Source organism: Deinococcus sp. AJ005 (assembly GCF_009017495.1).
In the GTDB taxonomy this organism is placed as follows: domain Bacteria; phylum Deinococcota; class Deinococci; order Deinococcales; family Deinococcaceae; genus Deinococcus.
In genome coordinates this window covers 64868-79699 of the sequence record NZ_CP044990.1, presented here as the reverse complement: position 1 = coordinate 79699, position 14832 = coordinate 64868, and the positions used below count along the sequence as shown (strand labels likewise).

Annotated in this window: 9 protein-coding genes and 1 tRNA gene; 4 read left to right on the top strand and 6 right to left on the bottom strand. The window is 62.1% G+C overall.

The features are described from left to right. Window position 1 precedes the first annotated feature (1 nt). From DAAJ005_RS02425 to DAAJ005_RS02415, 3 genes are all read right to left on the bottom strand, one after another. Window positions 2-3121 (bottom strand): sacsin N-terminal ATP-binding-like domain-containing protein, encoded by a 3120-nt coding sequence (locus tag DAAJ005_RS02425; protein ID WP_151845739.1) that lies wholly within the window; start codon window positions 3119-3121, stop codon window positions 2-4. After that, entirely contained in the window at window positions 3118-6645 is a 3528-nt protein-coding gene (locus DAAJ005_RS02420) for a DEAD/DEAH box helicase (protein WP_151845738.1), read from the bottom strand. Before DAAJ005_RS02420 ends, DAAJ005_RS02425 begins: the two co-directional genes overlap by 4 nt. Before the next feature lie 605 nt (window positions 6646-7250). Continuing rightward, a tRNA-Arg gene (locus DAAJ005_RS02415) sits at window positions 7251-7327 on the bottom strand. A gap of 169 nt (window positions 7328-7496) precedes the next feature. Between DAAJ005_RS02415 and DAAJ005_RS02410 the strand changes: the two genes are divergently transcribed. The 4 genes from DAAJ005_RS02410 to tsaE all read left to right on the top strand — a co-directional run bounded on the left by DAAJ005_RS02410 (window position 7497) and on the right by tsaE (window position 12301). Further along, entirely contained in the window at window positions 7497-8222 is a 726-nt protein-coding gene (locus DAAJ005_RS02410; protein ID WP_151845737.1) for a roadblock/LC7 domain-containing protein, read from the top strand. Further along, on the top strand, window positions 8219-9817 hold the full coding sequence (locus tag DAAJ005_RS02405; RefSeq protein ID WP_151845736.1) for a hypothetical protein: 1599 nt from the start codon (window positions 8219-8221) through the stop codon (window positions 9815-9817). The genes DAAJ005_RS02410 and DAAJ005_RS02405 overlap by 4 nt, the downstream gene beginning before the upstream one ends. Before the next feature lie 134 nt (window positions 9818-9951). Continuing rightward, on the top strand, window positions 9952-11757 hold the full coding sequence (locus DAAJ005_RS02400; RefSeq protein ID WP_226342530.1) for a hypothetical protein: 1806 nt from the start codon (window positions 9952-9954) through the stop codon (window positions 11755-11757). Window positions 11758-11797: 40 nt separating this feature from the next. Then, on the top strand, window positions 11798-12301 hold the full coding sequence (gene tsaE, locus DAAJ005_RS02395) for a tRNA (adenosine(37)-N6)-threonylcarbamoyltransferase complex ATPase subunit type 1 TsaE (protein ID WP_151845735.1): 504 nt from the start codon (window positions 11798-11800) through the stop codon (window positions 12299-12301). A gap of 4 nt (window positions 12302-12305) precedes the next feature. On the opposite strand, the gene DAAJ005_RS02390 is transcribed toward tsaE, so the two are convergent. The 3 genes from DAAJ005_RS02390 to sthA all read right to left on the bottom strand — a co-directional run bounded on the left by DAAJ005_RS02390 (window position 12306) and on the right by sthA (window position 14690). Further along, the gene (locus DAAJ005_RS02390; protein WP_151845734.1) at window positions 12306-12608 is read right to left on the bottom strand and encodes a putative quinol monooxygenase; all 303 of its coding nucleotides are present in this window, start codon (window positions 12606-12608) and stop codon (window positions 12306-12308) included. Window positions 12609-12714: 106 nt separating this feature from the next. After that, window positions 12715-13065, bottom strand: a complete 351-nt coding sequence (locus DAAJ005_RS02385) for a hypothetical protein (RefSeq protein WP_151845733.1) — start codon at window positions 13063-13065, stop codon at window positions 12715-12717. Window positions 13066-13139: 74 nt separating this feature from the next. Then, window positions 13140-14690, bottom strand: coding sequence for a Si-specific NAD(P)(+) transhydrogenase (gene sthA / locus DAAJ005_RS02380; RefSeq protein WP_226342529.1), 1551 nt, complete (start codon window positions 14688-14690; stop codon window positions 13140-13142). Between the last annotated feature and the right edge of the window lie 142 nt (window positions 14691-14832).

Here is a 14832-nt window from a genome sequence, read left to right as displayed (position 1 = left end):
CTCAGGCGCTCTGTGCCGATGATTTGGAGAGTTGATCAAGAACGATTCGCAGATCTTCCAAATGCATTTTCGTGAACCTCACCTTGCGCTCCTGGCCAGCCAGCATGACGTCAATATTGACGCCATGGGCCTGCTTGATCAGGAACCGCAGCGCAGACTTTGACTTGTTTGCGCGTTCAAACATGGCTGCGTGATTGGGACAGAGGGCAAGATAGTTCGGAGGGTGCATTGTCGTTAAATCGGGGACAAGTTCGACTGCCTCAAAGTATGGTTGACCGTTGTCGAGCCGAAACGGCATGGGCTTCTGACAAATCTGGCAGTATAAATCTCCATCCAAGGTGTATTGATCGCTTAAGTACTGCCTGGCCTCTGTTTTTACTTCCGAATAGTTGACAGAAACCGATCTCTCGCGCGTCTCGCTCTGCCGTTGTGGAGCTTGGGCGGCTGCGGCGCCGACATGTTTTGTCCTTCGTTCCGGATTGCTTGACGTGCGCTCCGGAAATTCACCGGCTTTCGATGCTCTCGCTTTGGCCGCCAGGTTGCCCAGTTCTTCTTTTGGAAGCTTCGCGAGTTCACGGAGCATCTCCAACGTTTTTTCGTCATCCGGAAATCCGAGCAGCTTGGCAGACTGCTGCCTGTCCTTTCCCATCTCCTCTTGTCGGCGGGTCTCCGAACCGAAATCGATGGCCTTGATCCATGCCGCAGCTGGATCGAAGTAGAACCCTTTAGGCAGCTTGCTGACGAGAGCCTGGGCTGGCTGAACAAACCGGTCCCCTTGTGGAACCCATTTGGCTTTTTTTAGCTGTTCGATTAATTTCGACGGCGCACGCCGAATATCATGGGCACTGTTAGAGCGGTACATCGCTTCTGTGAAGTTTGGATCTTTGGCGGTGAGCAATGAGGTCCAGATCAAACGAGAAGTGTCGAGCGATGGTCGCTGCAAAGCTTCCTGTAGGCCGGGAATCGTAAAATCGATGTTGATGCCCTTGTTGTCCGACCAATTACCCGGAGCTTTTACCACCAGAAACGCATACTGCGTATTGCCATAACAGCCAACCCTTGATATCTCCAGACTGCTCTTAACACCCACCCGCTCGCAGAATTTCAGGAAAGCCGGCAGCCGTTTATCAAGTGTCTGATAATCGTCTGTCAGGCAGTGCCATTTCGCGTCTTGCAGCTCCTGACGGTAAAACTGATCAAGACCGGTAGGAGCGTAGGGTTGGGAGAACAAGATTGTCTCTGCGCTCGCCCACACTCCCGGACCACCCTTGGATTTCACTTTGAAGATCGTTGCCCCACGAAAGATGTCCAGCTCATGGGGATGTTCCTCTGCAAACCTGAGGAAAAGCTCCATATCTTCAAATTTTTGGTTCCGGCTGAATTCTCCGTAATTTTGCCGGAGGTAGCGGTCCATCTGGGACACGGCGTCAAGTTCCCGCACACCGATCGCAACGAGGAACTGGCGCGCCTCAGGATGTAGGTCGTTTTTCTTGCCGCGAGTGAAAGTGGCAGTGTCTACGGTAGGCACGCCAGCAGAACCCAGCTGAGCATTGGCAAAATAAGCCTCGGAAGGACGGGTCAACATGCCATCAGCCAACCGGACAATTTTCAGAGTGGCCAAGCCTTCCACTTTCTGCGCGCGTTGCCAGCCACCCAGGTAATGGCGTTCGAGGGTCGCGTACAACTCCCGCATCCAGTCGACGGATTTACCCTGCAACCAGGTGAGCACTTCCGGCGTCGGTTGCTTAAGGTATGTATACGTTTGACCGGGGGCAGCAGTTGCTTCCGAGAGGTGTTCCTTCAAAGTGTCAACCAGCGCCTCGACATCCCACTCCTCCACGCCCAGGCTGCTGTAGAACTTATCGATTCGGCCGTTCTTCTGGTTGACGTTCGCCGCCCACTCGAGCGGATCTATGGTCTGGAGAAGGACATGAAGATCGCGCGGTTCAATCAGCTCCTTGACCTGCACCCGGGCCTGCAAAAGTACCTCTGCTGGCGCATGTCCGCCGGTAAATGTTGGCGTCAGATCCTTTTGACGCATCGCCAGCAGGACGGCGGCGCGGATCGGCCTGTACCGTAACGGCAAGGGGTCGTCATTGTTCGGCAGGACGCTGAGGAGTTCCGGCGTCAGCAGTTTCAGTTTCTTCAGCCGTTGCAACGCTGCTGCTGTGACGTCCGCCAACTGGTTAAAGAGGGGGGCGTTGGCAGTCGTATCTTTAATGCTCGCGCGGCTGACCTCTGGCACGAACGGAGCGTGAAGATGAAACCGCAGTCCAGACGTTTCCTTCTCCGCCGGAAAGAACACAAACACCTGCCCAGGATTTGCATCGACCACCTTCATCTGCTTGGCAAGAGGTTTCCGGTGGTCATACTCTTCTACTCCAGGCAGGTAGTCCAACTCAAAGGCGATAGCGGCGCGGTGCCGCGGCAAACCAGGTACTGGGGCGCTGAACATCACGTAATGGTCGCTCCAGGCATCGTCACTGTCCGGATTGGTGATCAGTTCGAGATGGTGATCAGCGTGCACAACGCGGTGAACGGCACCTTCTGCCCCCCCCTCGATCTCCCAACAGATGGATGCCAGGGTGTTCAGGAAAAGCAGCGTTGATACTTGGAGCGCTTCCAGCCCCTGCTGGATTTCTTGGAAGGCGACCGCAGCAGGCTTTTTCGGGTTGTCAAAAGGGAACTCGAACCGCGTTACCGGTCCAAGTTTAGAATTTGCCGTCAGTGGGGATGGCAGGACGAGGTCATCGATCCGGAAGGAATATGTGGGGGAATAGATCCGGGGCGTGTTGGTGTAGGCGAACACTGCCTTGAATCCGATCCCGAACCGACCGATGGTCTGCTGATCGTCCTGCTTACTGCTGCTTCCAATGTCAGTGATGGCCTCAATGTCTGCCGGCTCAAACGCCCGGCCGTCATGCTCGAACACCAGGGACGTGTGGAGCAGCCGGAAGGTGGCCTGGGTGGCCCCAGCGTCCTCGGCATTCTGGAGCAGTTCATAGATGAAATGGGCGCGGTCCGGGTACAGCTGCTCGACGAGGGTCCGGATGCCCTGGTGTTCCTTGAGGGTCTGTGCCAGGTTGCGGCGGCGCCGCTTGATATCTTGTAGCACGCTCACTGCTGACCTCCAGGGGTGATCTCAATGGTGCCGAAGAGCACTGGAGCCGCGAGAACGTCGCCACTCCGGGCCGCCTGTTCAAGCTCAGCGGAGCGACGCTGAAAATCGGCATCTGCCCGGCCGAGTTCGCTCTCTTTCATCAGACGAATCTTGTTGTTGGTCGCCCGGTGCAGCTGATCCTGAATGCTCTGCATCCGGGCCCGGTGACTCACGGTGAGACTTTGCAGGCGGAAATCCACCAGTTGCCTGTTGTGTGCACAGTGTGCGGCCTGTGCCTCAGCCCACAACTCGTGGTGCCGCGCTTCCAAGTGCTCCTTCCCGGCCTCATCCATAGGCGGCGCTGTCCCCATTTCTCCATGTTGTAAGACGTCCATCACGGCCGACTCGACCCGTCCATCCATGGCCACCGCGACCAAGTCCTCATCGCCACGCACGCCGTACTTCACCCAGCGGTACACCGCGAACGGATAAGTTCCGGCGGGAAGATCATGGCCGACGGCCTGGAGGCTGACATCCCGGGGTTCCCGCAGTTCGAGGTGGCGGGCCGCCTGACGGATCAGCGGGTGCGTGGCGGTCAGATGCATCACGCCCGGCTGATCTTTCGCCGCTTCCTGCTCAAAGGTCACCTGAAGGTTCGGTGCGTTCCCCTTGAGCCATTTTTCCCACGTCCGAGACACGGGGTCCTGGGTACGGGGCAGTTTCAGGAAATCGTCGAGTAGCAGATCCCGCGCTTCCTGACTGAGCCGCAGGTTCTTCACCGCCCGGTCACCGGTGAGGGTATCCTTCTCGCGCTCCAGGCGACTGGCCAGGTAGCTGTTGACCGCGTTCTGGAGGGACGCTGCGGAAAGCCAGAACGACTGCGCCGCTTTCAATTCTTCCCGCCAGGCCTGCTTCGGGACGCTCAGGCCGAACAGCTCAGCTTGCCCAGCCTCAAGAGCCTGCTCCTCCTGAACCTGACGGATGCTGTTGTCCGCCAGCTGCTGCAGGCGGCGGTTGCGCTCCTCGGGCGTCAGCTTCGTGCTGTCAGCGATCTGCCGAATCTCGCGGGTAATTTCACCCAGGATCTCCTCGTTGCCTCCCACGGCCTGGTTGAACACGCCGATACGGAACAGGCAGCGGTGGTAAATCTCGGAGTCCACGGTACCTGGAGTGATGAGGTTGACGATGGTGACCGTGTCGCTGGCCTGCCCGTAGCGGTCGATCCGGCCGATGCGCTGCTCAATCCTCATCGGATTCCACGGCAGGTCGTAGTTAATGATCATGTCGCAGAACTGAAAATCCAGACCCTCGCAACCGACCTCGGAGGAGAGCAGGACGTCGATGGCGTCGTCATGGTGGCGCTCCAACGCGAAGCGGCGGCGGATTTCCCGGCGCTCCTCGTCGGGTACGTCCCCGTGGATCATCCCCAGCCGGATTCCAGCCGCCTCAACATGCGCTTGCAGGTACCTCAGGGTGTGCCTGAAGGTACTGAACACCAGGGCCTTATCGTTGGGCTGCTGCGACTTCTGGACCAAGATATCCAGAAACGCGTCTACCTTGGGATCATGCGGATCCAGCATGTCTGCCTGCTGCAGCAACGTAGAGACATCCGCACGGATGGCCTCAACGAAGTGAATCTCCGACACGTCATCAAGTCCGCCGGTCATCGCATCGAGCTGCCCCATTTTGCCGCTCAGCATGTCCCGGAGCAGAGGCGCGAGGCCATAGAGGGAGCTGGCCGCCTGCCGGCGGATCGTCGACATCATGAAGTCCACGTTCTGATCACCGTGCATCCCAGTCAGGATGCGCGACACCACATCAAGCAGGGTGTCGTGAAAGGTTGCCTGCTGTTCCGTAAAGGGCACTTCCATGGTTTCAGGTTTGCGTGTGGTGAAATCGCCAATGTCCCTTCGGCGCGTGCGATTGATCAGGGAACTGAACGTGTAGAGGGCCTCAAGGTCTGCGATCAGCGACACCCGGTCTGAATGAGCCAGGGGATCGCCCCCCAGTCGGTCGTACACCGACTGGAAATCGGGCGACTCCCGCAGAAAGAGGCGGCCCCATTCCGTCATTGCGGCCTCTTCCAGGGCCTTTAGGCCGTCGCTCTGCCAGTCCTGCGCGGCGGTGCGGAGGCTGAGCACTGCTGCATTAATGTGGCGGTTCGGTTCGGCCATCTGCTGGAAGCTAGGCCGGTCAATAATAAGATCGGGCCTGAGAACGTTCAGCAGGGTGAAGAGGTCGTCGCTGCCCAGTTGCACTGGCGTTGCCGTGAGCAATAGCACGGCCTGGGCGTGGTCACACAGGAAGCGGACACCCTGATGCAGATAGGTATCCGGATTGCGCAGGTGGTGGGCCTCGTCGACAATGACGAGATCAAACTTCGGTGGTGGATCCAGCGTCAGCAGACCTTGCCGGGCAACGCCCCTTCGAGACGTGCCGCCATGGACCATCTCGGCGTCGAACAGAGAGAAAGGCAGGATGGCCCGGCTATGTGACTGTGGCCACTCACCTTCGAGGTGAGTTTCTTGCAAGCAGTTCCGGAGCGTTGGACTGTCCAGCGCGACAAACTGCTCGTCGAATCGCTTGAGTTCCGTGAACCATTTTCGTTCAGCCACCAGCGGCTTGGGGCAGATTACCAGGACTGATCTGATGTCCATCCGCGCCTGCAGCTCCTTGAGGACCAGCGCTGCTTCAATGGTCTTCCCCACGCCCACCTCATCCGCCACGAGCAGGCGGGGCCGATCAGCGCGGATCATCTTGAGTACCGGGCGGTACTGGTACGGCACGAAGTCCACACGGCCCGTTCCCAGCGAAAGTAAGCTTGCTACGGATGGCGAGAGCAGCTTGAGGGATGTCAGGTGCCCCCGAAGCTCGGCCACCGACAGAAGGTTGTAGGCAGCTCGCGCAGGCCCGATTGCCTGCAACTGACTTTCGTAATACGAAACCACCGCATTGTCTTGAAAGACCTCGTATCGCCGTTCGTGAGCGCCTTGTACGACCCGCAGGATGGGGACCCGCACGTCGGGCCGCGCTCTGAGTGCAACGAGTTCACCCGCAGAGAACAGAGACATTGGGCCCTGAGACGGGACAGGCTGCTCAACCAGCGCCGACGGAGTCAGGTCGAGGAGAGCCTCAGCGCGGACGCGTTCCACAAGTTCCAGAGCGGGACTGTCGGCATTGAGGACGGCAAGGACCCGGCCAACTGTATCCACATCCCGGTAGACCTCACTCGCTGGCATCCGCTCCGCCGAGCGGTGCGCCCACCGATTGCGCACGGACTGCAGTTCCTTGACCCATGTGCGGACGTCCCTTTCCCCGGGGACTGCGTCTTTAAGTTCAAACCAGTTGAGATCCAGGATCCGCAGGAGAGCGGCTAGATCAAGCTGTTCAAGTGCTTTACAGCCCCGGTCCTCAACGGAGCGCTGCTGCTGAAAACTCAGTTTGGAGATGACGGCGTCCGCCCACCAATTGCCTCCAAGAGCTGGCAGTTGACGTCCTAACCATCCGGCCAGTTCCCGGGTCAACGCTACGAACACCTCATCCATCTGACGGCTTTTTCCCCGCACTCTTGATATGGTCCGCCGTTTGCCAGAACGCTGCCCAACATTTGTCTTTCATGTGAATAAACATTATCGCTTAAATGATCCTTCGGTGATACACGCGCGGCTTCTACCCCCAGCGGATGGACGGACCATATTTCTGTACGGCTAAAGTGGAATGTCCATGTCGGGTCTAGGCCAGCCTGTGCCCCCTCTGGTGATTCCACATAGCGAGTCGAATGGGTGTGCGTCTGGGGATGGGCACCGGCTGTTGACACGGTAAGGCTGACATCCCAAGTGACCCTGACTAACGCCCCAGCACGGCCCCAGACCACGTTCCCAGTGCCCTCCTCGTGTTCTTGAAAGCTCTAGCTCATCTGCTCTACCGCTTCTGCGGTGCTATTCAGCAACCGCGTCCCCCTGCTTGTGCGGCTGGTTCGATCGATGCTGAGCGGCTTAATCACCAAAGCAAAGTTATCCATAGCCGTGAACGCGTTGCTTGGCCGCACGCCGCATAGAGCTGCCAACTTTTTAGACGCCTATTGCACAACGTACTGCACACGGCATAGAAAACCCTCGATCTTTACCGAGGGTTTTCTGCGTGCTGGACGTGGTGCACTCGACTGGAGTCGAACCAGTGACCTGCCCCTTAGGAGGGGGCCGCTCTATCCAACTGAGCTACGGGTGCCTGCGGAGATCTGTTTCTCAAAGGCAGGGTAAAGAACGGCAGAACTGGCCTTCAATGCTGGGCAGACCCAGACCGCAGGGAGTATAGCAAAGGCGGAGGAATAGACGGGTAGCCGCGTGAGATAAAAATGTAAGCCCGCTCTGTCTACACTCCCTTGAGGTTTTCTGAGATGACCAATGCGGTGTACACCATGACTGTTCGTGCCCTGGCGGGCGTCGTATCGGCGCGAGCAGCCGAGACCATGCTTCAGGCCCTGCTGCGCGAGCAGCGCCTGAAGCCCGAGACCGTGACGGCCCAGGACCTTCAGCGCCTGCTGTCCGGGCCGCTGCTGGCGCGGCTGTCGATGGTCTTGCCCGAGGCGCGTGCCCGCCACGAACTGCTGACCCTGGCCCGGCAACTGGCCGCCGAATACCCCAAGGCCCCCACCCTGATGACCCAGATGGCCCCCTTTGCCGCCTGGGACGACGACTCGGATGCAGGCGGCCTGTCGCTGGCACACCTGAGCCTGGGGGCCGACGACTTCGAGTTCGACGACCCCGAATACGTGTCCGTGGGGCTGGGCCGCAGCTATGACCTGAGCAGCGCGGACGGGCAGGAGGAACTGCTGCGTGAACTGGCCCGCTTCTCGGGCGTGCAGGGCGTGATGGTCTGCCGGGCCAGTGGCGAGGTGCTGCAAAGCCGCGCCATTGCCGGGGCCAGCGGCCTGGGCGGGGTGGTGGCGGCCACAGCGCTGCTGCTGGGTGGCCGCACGCTGCGCCTGATGTCGGCGGACCTGGGGGGGCGCACGGTCTGTATGCGCCCGCTGGGGGAGTACTGCGTGGCGGTGGTGGTGGGCGCACAGGCCAACGTGGGCCGCATGCTGGTGGAATTGCAGGGCCTTCAGGTGGCCGCATGAATTCACACAAGACAGGATGGCTGCTGACGGCGGCGCTGCTGGGCGCAGGTTCGGCGGGCGCACAGGATTTGGGAGCCTACCGGGCGCTGGCCGCCGATCTGGACGGGGCCGTGACGGCGCGCGCGACTTCAGCGGCCCAGGCACTGACCCGGCTGGACGCGGCGGACGCCGATCTGAAAAAACTGGCCCCCAGCCTGCAAAACCGTCAACTGGTCAGCGCCCTGCAAGGCTCGCTGGAACGTGCGCGCGGCTCACTGGCGCGCAGTCCGGCGGAACTGGAGGCCCAGGTTCTGCTGGCACGCGGCTTTATGCGCAAGGCGCTGTATGACCAGACCCTGACCCTGCTGGCCAGCGCCCCGGCCAACGGCACGGCGCAACTGCGGCTACTGGCCGGAGAATTTGGCCTGAGCGGCGCGGCAACGCAGGCGCTACTGGCAGACGGCGCGGCGGGCAAGCTGCCCCGCGTGGCCTGGCGGCTGCAACGCGAGGCGGCAGGCAAGATCGGCGAGGCCCTGAACACGGCCCAGCCCACCCAGTCCTCTACCACATACCTGAATCTGTCGCGCGGGATGGCATGGTTCACGGCGGTGCAGGACGCCCCCGGCGCGGGTGACCTGAAGGTCTCGCAGTTCGGTGACGCGCTGCGGCAACTGACCGTGGGCGACGTGGGGGCGCTGGAAAGTTCGTTGACAGCGCTGCGCCAGAACAACGGCGCGTTCGTAAAGTCGCTGGCCTCAGCGCCGAGTGGCGCAGTAGTCACGCCGTCCATCACGCCCGCCGTTCCGGTGACGGTCACGCCGGGCAGCACCACCGTGACCCCGCCAGCAACACCTGCCGCCACTGCCACACCAAGGCCCACCGCCCCCGCCCGCCCGGCCAGGACCAGCGCAGGCGAGGTCTACGCCGCGCTGGGCCGCGCACTCACCGCTGCCGGGCACGGCGATCCCGCGCTGGCCCGCGAGCAACTGGGGCAGGCTGGAACCGCGCTGGCCGCCGCGCCCACCACCTTACGGAGTACCCAGGGTTACGACGCGCTGGTGTTCGATCTGGGCGCGGCGCAGGCCCGCACGGCACTGCGCCCGGACGACGTGCAGGCCCTGATCGCTACCCTGTCGGGTCTGGAACGCCGCGCTGCCGGTCAACCCGTCAGCACGCTGGATAACGTTTCAGCCGGGGCGGCGCGCGGCTTCGGGGGCTGGCTGCGGGTGCTGGTCTTCGCGCTGCTGGCGGCCCTGGCCTTCGTGCCGCTGTACCTGCTGAATCTGGCCTTCGGCGGGCGCAACACCTACTGGCGGGCCATCGCCTCGGGGCTGGCACTGCTGCTGCTGCCAGTGTTTCTGGAAGGGTTGTTTGGCCTGCTGGGGGCCATCGGTGACCTGACCGGCGTGGGCGCGCTGCGGGCCGCCAGCAATTTCACGCTGACCCAGAATGGCTACGGGCTGCCGCTGTGGGCGCTGTCGGCGGCCCTCGCCATCGGCCTGACCACCTTCGGGTTCCGGGGCCTGTGCCAGCAGTTCGGTCTGCTGGGCCGCCGCAGCGCGCCGCAGCAGGAAACTGCCGCCGCCCAGAGCCTGGACTGGGACGAGGACCTGTGATGGAATGGAGGCTATGTCTGATACGGATTCCGTCTAACGTGGCCTCTCTCGCCCGTCCGGGCCTCCGGGGAAGTGATGTTTAGCCTGCCGCCCAGGAAGCGGGCGCGCTCCAGACGTGATCCGGCGACGTGCCCATGGCAGCCATGAACGCCAGCCTGCACCAGTTGCCAGTCAAGATGCTGGGGGACCTGATCTCGCCGCGTGCGCTGGAACGCATCCTTCAGGACGCCGCTGCCGAGCGCGGCACCACGCCGGACCGAATGGACGTCCGCACGCTGGAAAGCATCCTCAAGCGCGAGGTGTTCAAGCGGCTGCAACTCAGCGTACCCGCGACGCTGGCCAAGCGCCGGGTCTCGGAGGTGCTGGAGGAACTGTCACAGGTCACCCAGGAACGGCTGCCTGCCAACGACGCCGCCCTGGACGAACTGGAGGAACAGGCCCGGCGTTTTGCGCTGTACTTCGACTGGCCCGAGACCCAGCGCCTGCGCGGCCTGCTGGGGGTGGCCCGCCAGGAGCAGGAAGGCGGCCAGGACACGGCGGCCCTAGTGCAGGAGGGTCAGGACCTGATCGCGCAGATGGACCGCCGCCTTCAGGAGGGGCTGGTGGTGCAGGCCCAGGATCTGGCCGAGTTGCGCGCCGTCTTCACGCGGGTGCAGGGGCTGGGAGGCCGCGAGGTGCGCCGCCTGGACACCCTGATCGGTCAGATCGACGAGGCTCAGACCCAGAGTACGCTGCTGCCCGGCGAGGTGGACCGCGCCCGCACCCTGACCTACAACCTGCGTAAACAACTGGAATCCTCGGTGGTGGAGGGCCTGGGCAGCGGCGCCCGCAGCGCCGAGGGCACGCAGGCGCAGGCCCGCGTCCTTGAACTGGAACGCGAACATGTCCGGCAGGCGCTGGACACCGCCGAGCGCGAGTTCGCGCCGCTGCTGCTGGTGCGCCCGGACCTGCGGGAGCAGCTTGCCACGCTGCGTGGAGGGGGCGAGCAGCAGCCGCTGACGGCCCAGGCGGTAGAAGGCTGGTGCGAAACCCTGCGCGCCGTGCTGGCCGAGGTTCTGAGCGAACAGCGCGCCGAACTGAGCGCGCTGGAAAGCGATCTGTCCGGCCACCTGGCGGGCGCGGGCGTGCGCGTGTCACTGGACGCCGCACGGCACCTGCTGGACGGCGGCACCCTGGCCAGCGACGACCTGCGCGCCCTGAGTACGGCGCGCGGCGCATTGCAGGCCAGCCCCGACGGCGCGGCCCTCAGCGGCGAGGCAGGCCTGAACGCGGGGCGCGAACTGCTGGAGATTGAGCGCACCGCCCGCGATCTGCCTGGCGCGGCAGCCGAACTGGCCCCACTGCTCCTGATGGCCCAGGCAGCTCTTTCGAACGGTCAGGCACTGGATCTGGACCCGCTGTGGGCGGTGCTGGAACGCCACATGGGTGTGGCGGCTCAGGAGCGCGAGGGGTTCGATGCCCGCGCGGACGGGATCGTGGCCCAATACGACGCCGTGCGCGGTCTGGCCGGGGAAACCACCCAGCGCCTGGGCCGTCTGGCCGATACCCTGCGTGCCCAGCGCCGCCTAGGGCCGATGAGCGCCGCCGCCCGCGCCCGCTACGCCCAGACCCTGGCCGACGCCGAGACCCTGCTGGCCGAGGCCCAAGCCGAGTACCGCGCCGCCCAGGAAGTCACAGCCACTTTCGGCGACGACGCCCTGAGCGGTCTGCTGGGCGTCTTTGAGCTGGACGCCGCAGAACAACCCGCTGAGGTCTGGACCCTTCAGGGCTGCATGCTGCTCAGCGGTCCCTACGACGAGGGTACTGTTCCCCTGACCAACCTGATCACCGTGGCCGAGGACATGGGCGTTACCGAACTGACCATGCACAGCGCCAGACACCGCTGGGAGGCGCAGCAGGACGCTGAGGGGCTGTGGCGGGTGACCCGAACGCAACGTTGATGGGACACGGCGCTGATCTCCGGCGCTAGCATCGGCGGCGATGCCTGCATTCCCGCCTGACACTGGCCCTCTGAAGACTGGTCATCTGGACACTGGCCCATCTGAACCCGGCTCTTTTGAAACGGGCCAGTCGCGCCTGCTACGCGGCCCCGAAGAACAGCGGCAATTTGGCGCGGCCCTGGCCCCGACCCTGCCACCCGCTGCTGTCCTGTTTCTGGAGGGCGAACTGGGCGCAGGCAAGACCACGCTGACCTCTGGCCTAATCGGCGCACTGGGGTTTGGCGGACCGGTCACCAGTCCCACCTATGCCCTAATCCACGCCTACCCCACCCCGGCGGGCCGCGTCCTGCATGTAGACGCCTACCGCGTGCGGAGTGTGCAGGAACTGTACGAACTGGACCTTGAAGATCTGATCGTGGGCAGCCGCCTGAGCGTGGTGGAGTGGGGCGAGCGCCTGTACGCCGATTACCCAGACGCCATGATTCTGCGGCTGGAGCATCTGGACGGCGAGGAAGACGTGAGGCGAGTCACGCGCCTGCGCTGAGGCTCTACATGATCTGCGTCTGCGTTCCCGCTTCCCAGGCCGTGATGGTCAGGTCCGTGATGCCCATGTCATGTACGGCGGCGATGGCCTCGCCCACGGCAGGCAGCGCCAGATGCGTTTGCATATCCTCCATGCTGGCCCACTGCTCGGTGATGACGAAATGGCCCGGCGTTTCCAGATTTTCGGAGACCAGATAAAGCTGACAGCCCTGTTCCTGGCGGGTAGCCTGGGCGATCTGGCGCAGCATCTGGCGGGCGGCGTCGGCGTGGGCTTCGGGGGCGGTCAGGGTTCCGTGGGACAGAATCATGTGGGTCTCCTTTTTGAAATCGGTGGCGTCAATCTAGCTTATTTTTGGCGTTGTAAACTTACGATCAACGCTAAGCACTCTGCTACGCTGATTTCAGATGAAATAATTATTCGGTGTTTATCGTTCTGCCCTCTCCATGAGAACACCTAATGCTAGAGCTTACCCTGGCCTCTGTTATTTCTACATTGCCTAATTGAGAAATATAAATCATCACCCCATCAACGATCAGATAAGTTTTGTCATCAATTGCTTGTCGAGCACAAAACGCTTGGGCCTGTATAAACTTTGCAGTGTAATTTACGTCGCCAATTTGATAATTTAGCACTAGGATATCATTGCCGATCTTAGTTCTTGCATCTCTGGCAGAGAGATATGAATACCCAATACCACTTCCATAAAATAAGGCAAAGCTCATCATTACAGCAAAAAATATTTTCAGCGTAACTTTGGTGTTCATATGTTCATAAGCCAGCCGTCTTGATACGGTGACATTTACTCAAGTGTAGACTTCGCAGTCTTTTATCTCGCCTATCACACCACCACCCCTACTTCGCGCACAGGTTCCAGCTTCGGCTCCAGCGTGGGGGCGCTGCCCAGGCGGTTGATGCCGTCAAAGGCCGCCGTCTTGTAACACTCGGCCAGGGTGGGGTAATTGAACACGGTGTTCACGAAGTAATCCACCGTGCCGCCAAAGGCCATCACCGCCTGCCCGATGTGGATCAGCTCGCTTGCGCCTGTGCCGATGATATGCACGCCCAGCAGCTCCCGCGTGTCCATGTTGAAGATCAGCTTCAGCGTACCCTGCTCGTCCCCGATGATCTGTCCCCGCGCGATCTCGCGGTACTGCGCCTTGCCGATCTCGTAAGGCACGCCAGCCTGCGTCAATTCTTCCTCGTTCTTGCCCACCGTGCTGATCTCGGGAATAGTGTAAATGCCGTAGGGAAACAGCTCTGGCACGCTCTGGGTGGGAACACCATAGGCGTGGCAGGCGGCCAGTCGCCCCTGCTCCATGCTGACGCTGGCGAGGGACGGGAAGCCGATCACGTCGCCCACCGCGTAGATGTGCGGCACGGCGGTCTGGTAATGGGCGTTGACGTCAATGCGCCCCCGCGAATCGGCGCTCAGGCCCGCTGCCTCCAGATTCAGCCGCGCGGTGGCCCCAATGCGCCCGATGGAGTACAGCACCAGATCGGAGGTGACTTCCTTGCCGCTCGCCAGGACGATCCGCACCTGCTCGCCGCGTGCGCCCTGCACCTTCTCAACCTCGTGAACGGCCTCGCCCAGCCGCAGGGTCATGCGGTTCTGGCGGAGCTGATAGGCCAGAATGTCGGTGATTTCGTGGTCAATGAAATCCAGCAGGCGCGGGCGCTTATCGATCAGCGTGACGCGCACGCCCAGCGCGGCGAACATGCTGGCGTACTCGCAGCCGATCACGCCGCCGCCGATCACTGCCACTGTGCGCGGCAACTCGGTCAGATCGAGGATGTCATCGCTGATCAGAATGCGTTTGCCGTCGAAGGGAATGCCCGGATCGCGCGCCGCTTTTGTTCCCACCGCAATCACGATCTGGCGGGCCGTGACGTCGCGCCATGAGTCGCTGTGGCCCTTGCCGCGCACGTCCTTCAGCCGCAGCGTGTGTGGGCCGATAAAACTGGCCTCGGCAGAGATGACCTCCACCCGGTTGCGGTGCAGTTGGGCACGGACCACGTCCAGCTCGTGGCCGATCACGCTGGTGGTGCGGCGCAGCAAATCCTCGACGCCAATATCGTCCTTGACGCTGTAGCTCGCACCGTACAGTCCGCGCTCGTTGTAGCCGCTGAGGTGCATGATCGCTTCGCGGAAGGTCTTTGATGGGATGGTGCCGGTGTTCGTGCAGACGCCTCCCACCACCGCTTTGCGCTCCACCACCGCCACCTTCTTGCCCAGCTTGGCCGCTTGAATGGCCGCGCGCTGCCCGCCAGGGCCAGAGCCGATCACCAGCAGGTCATAGGTAAAGTCGGCAGGGGCGGCGGCGACATCGGGCGGAAGGGTTGTTTCATGCGTCATGAACACCTCGCGGGGCCGGGCTGGGTTGTGGTTCACGGACAGGCTATCACCGGGGGACGGTGGGGATTTGTATGGAGATTGCAGGGGGGCTGATTGCAGTTAACGCCCCAGTCTGTTTCGCAGCCAGCTCCCCCCAAAGGTTGCCCCGCATAGTCGGACTCGCAGAGCTGCGGAGCAG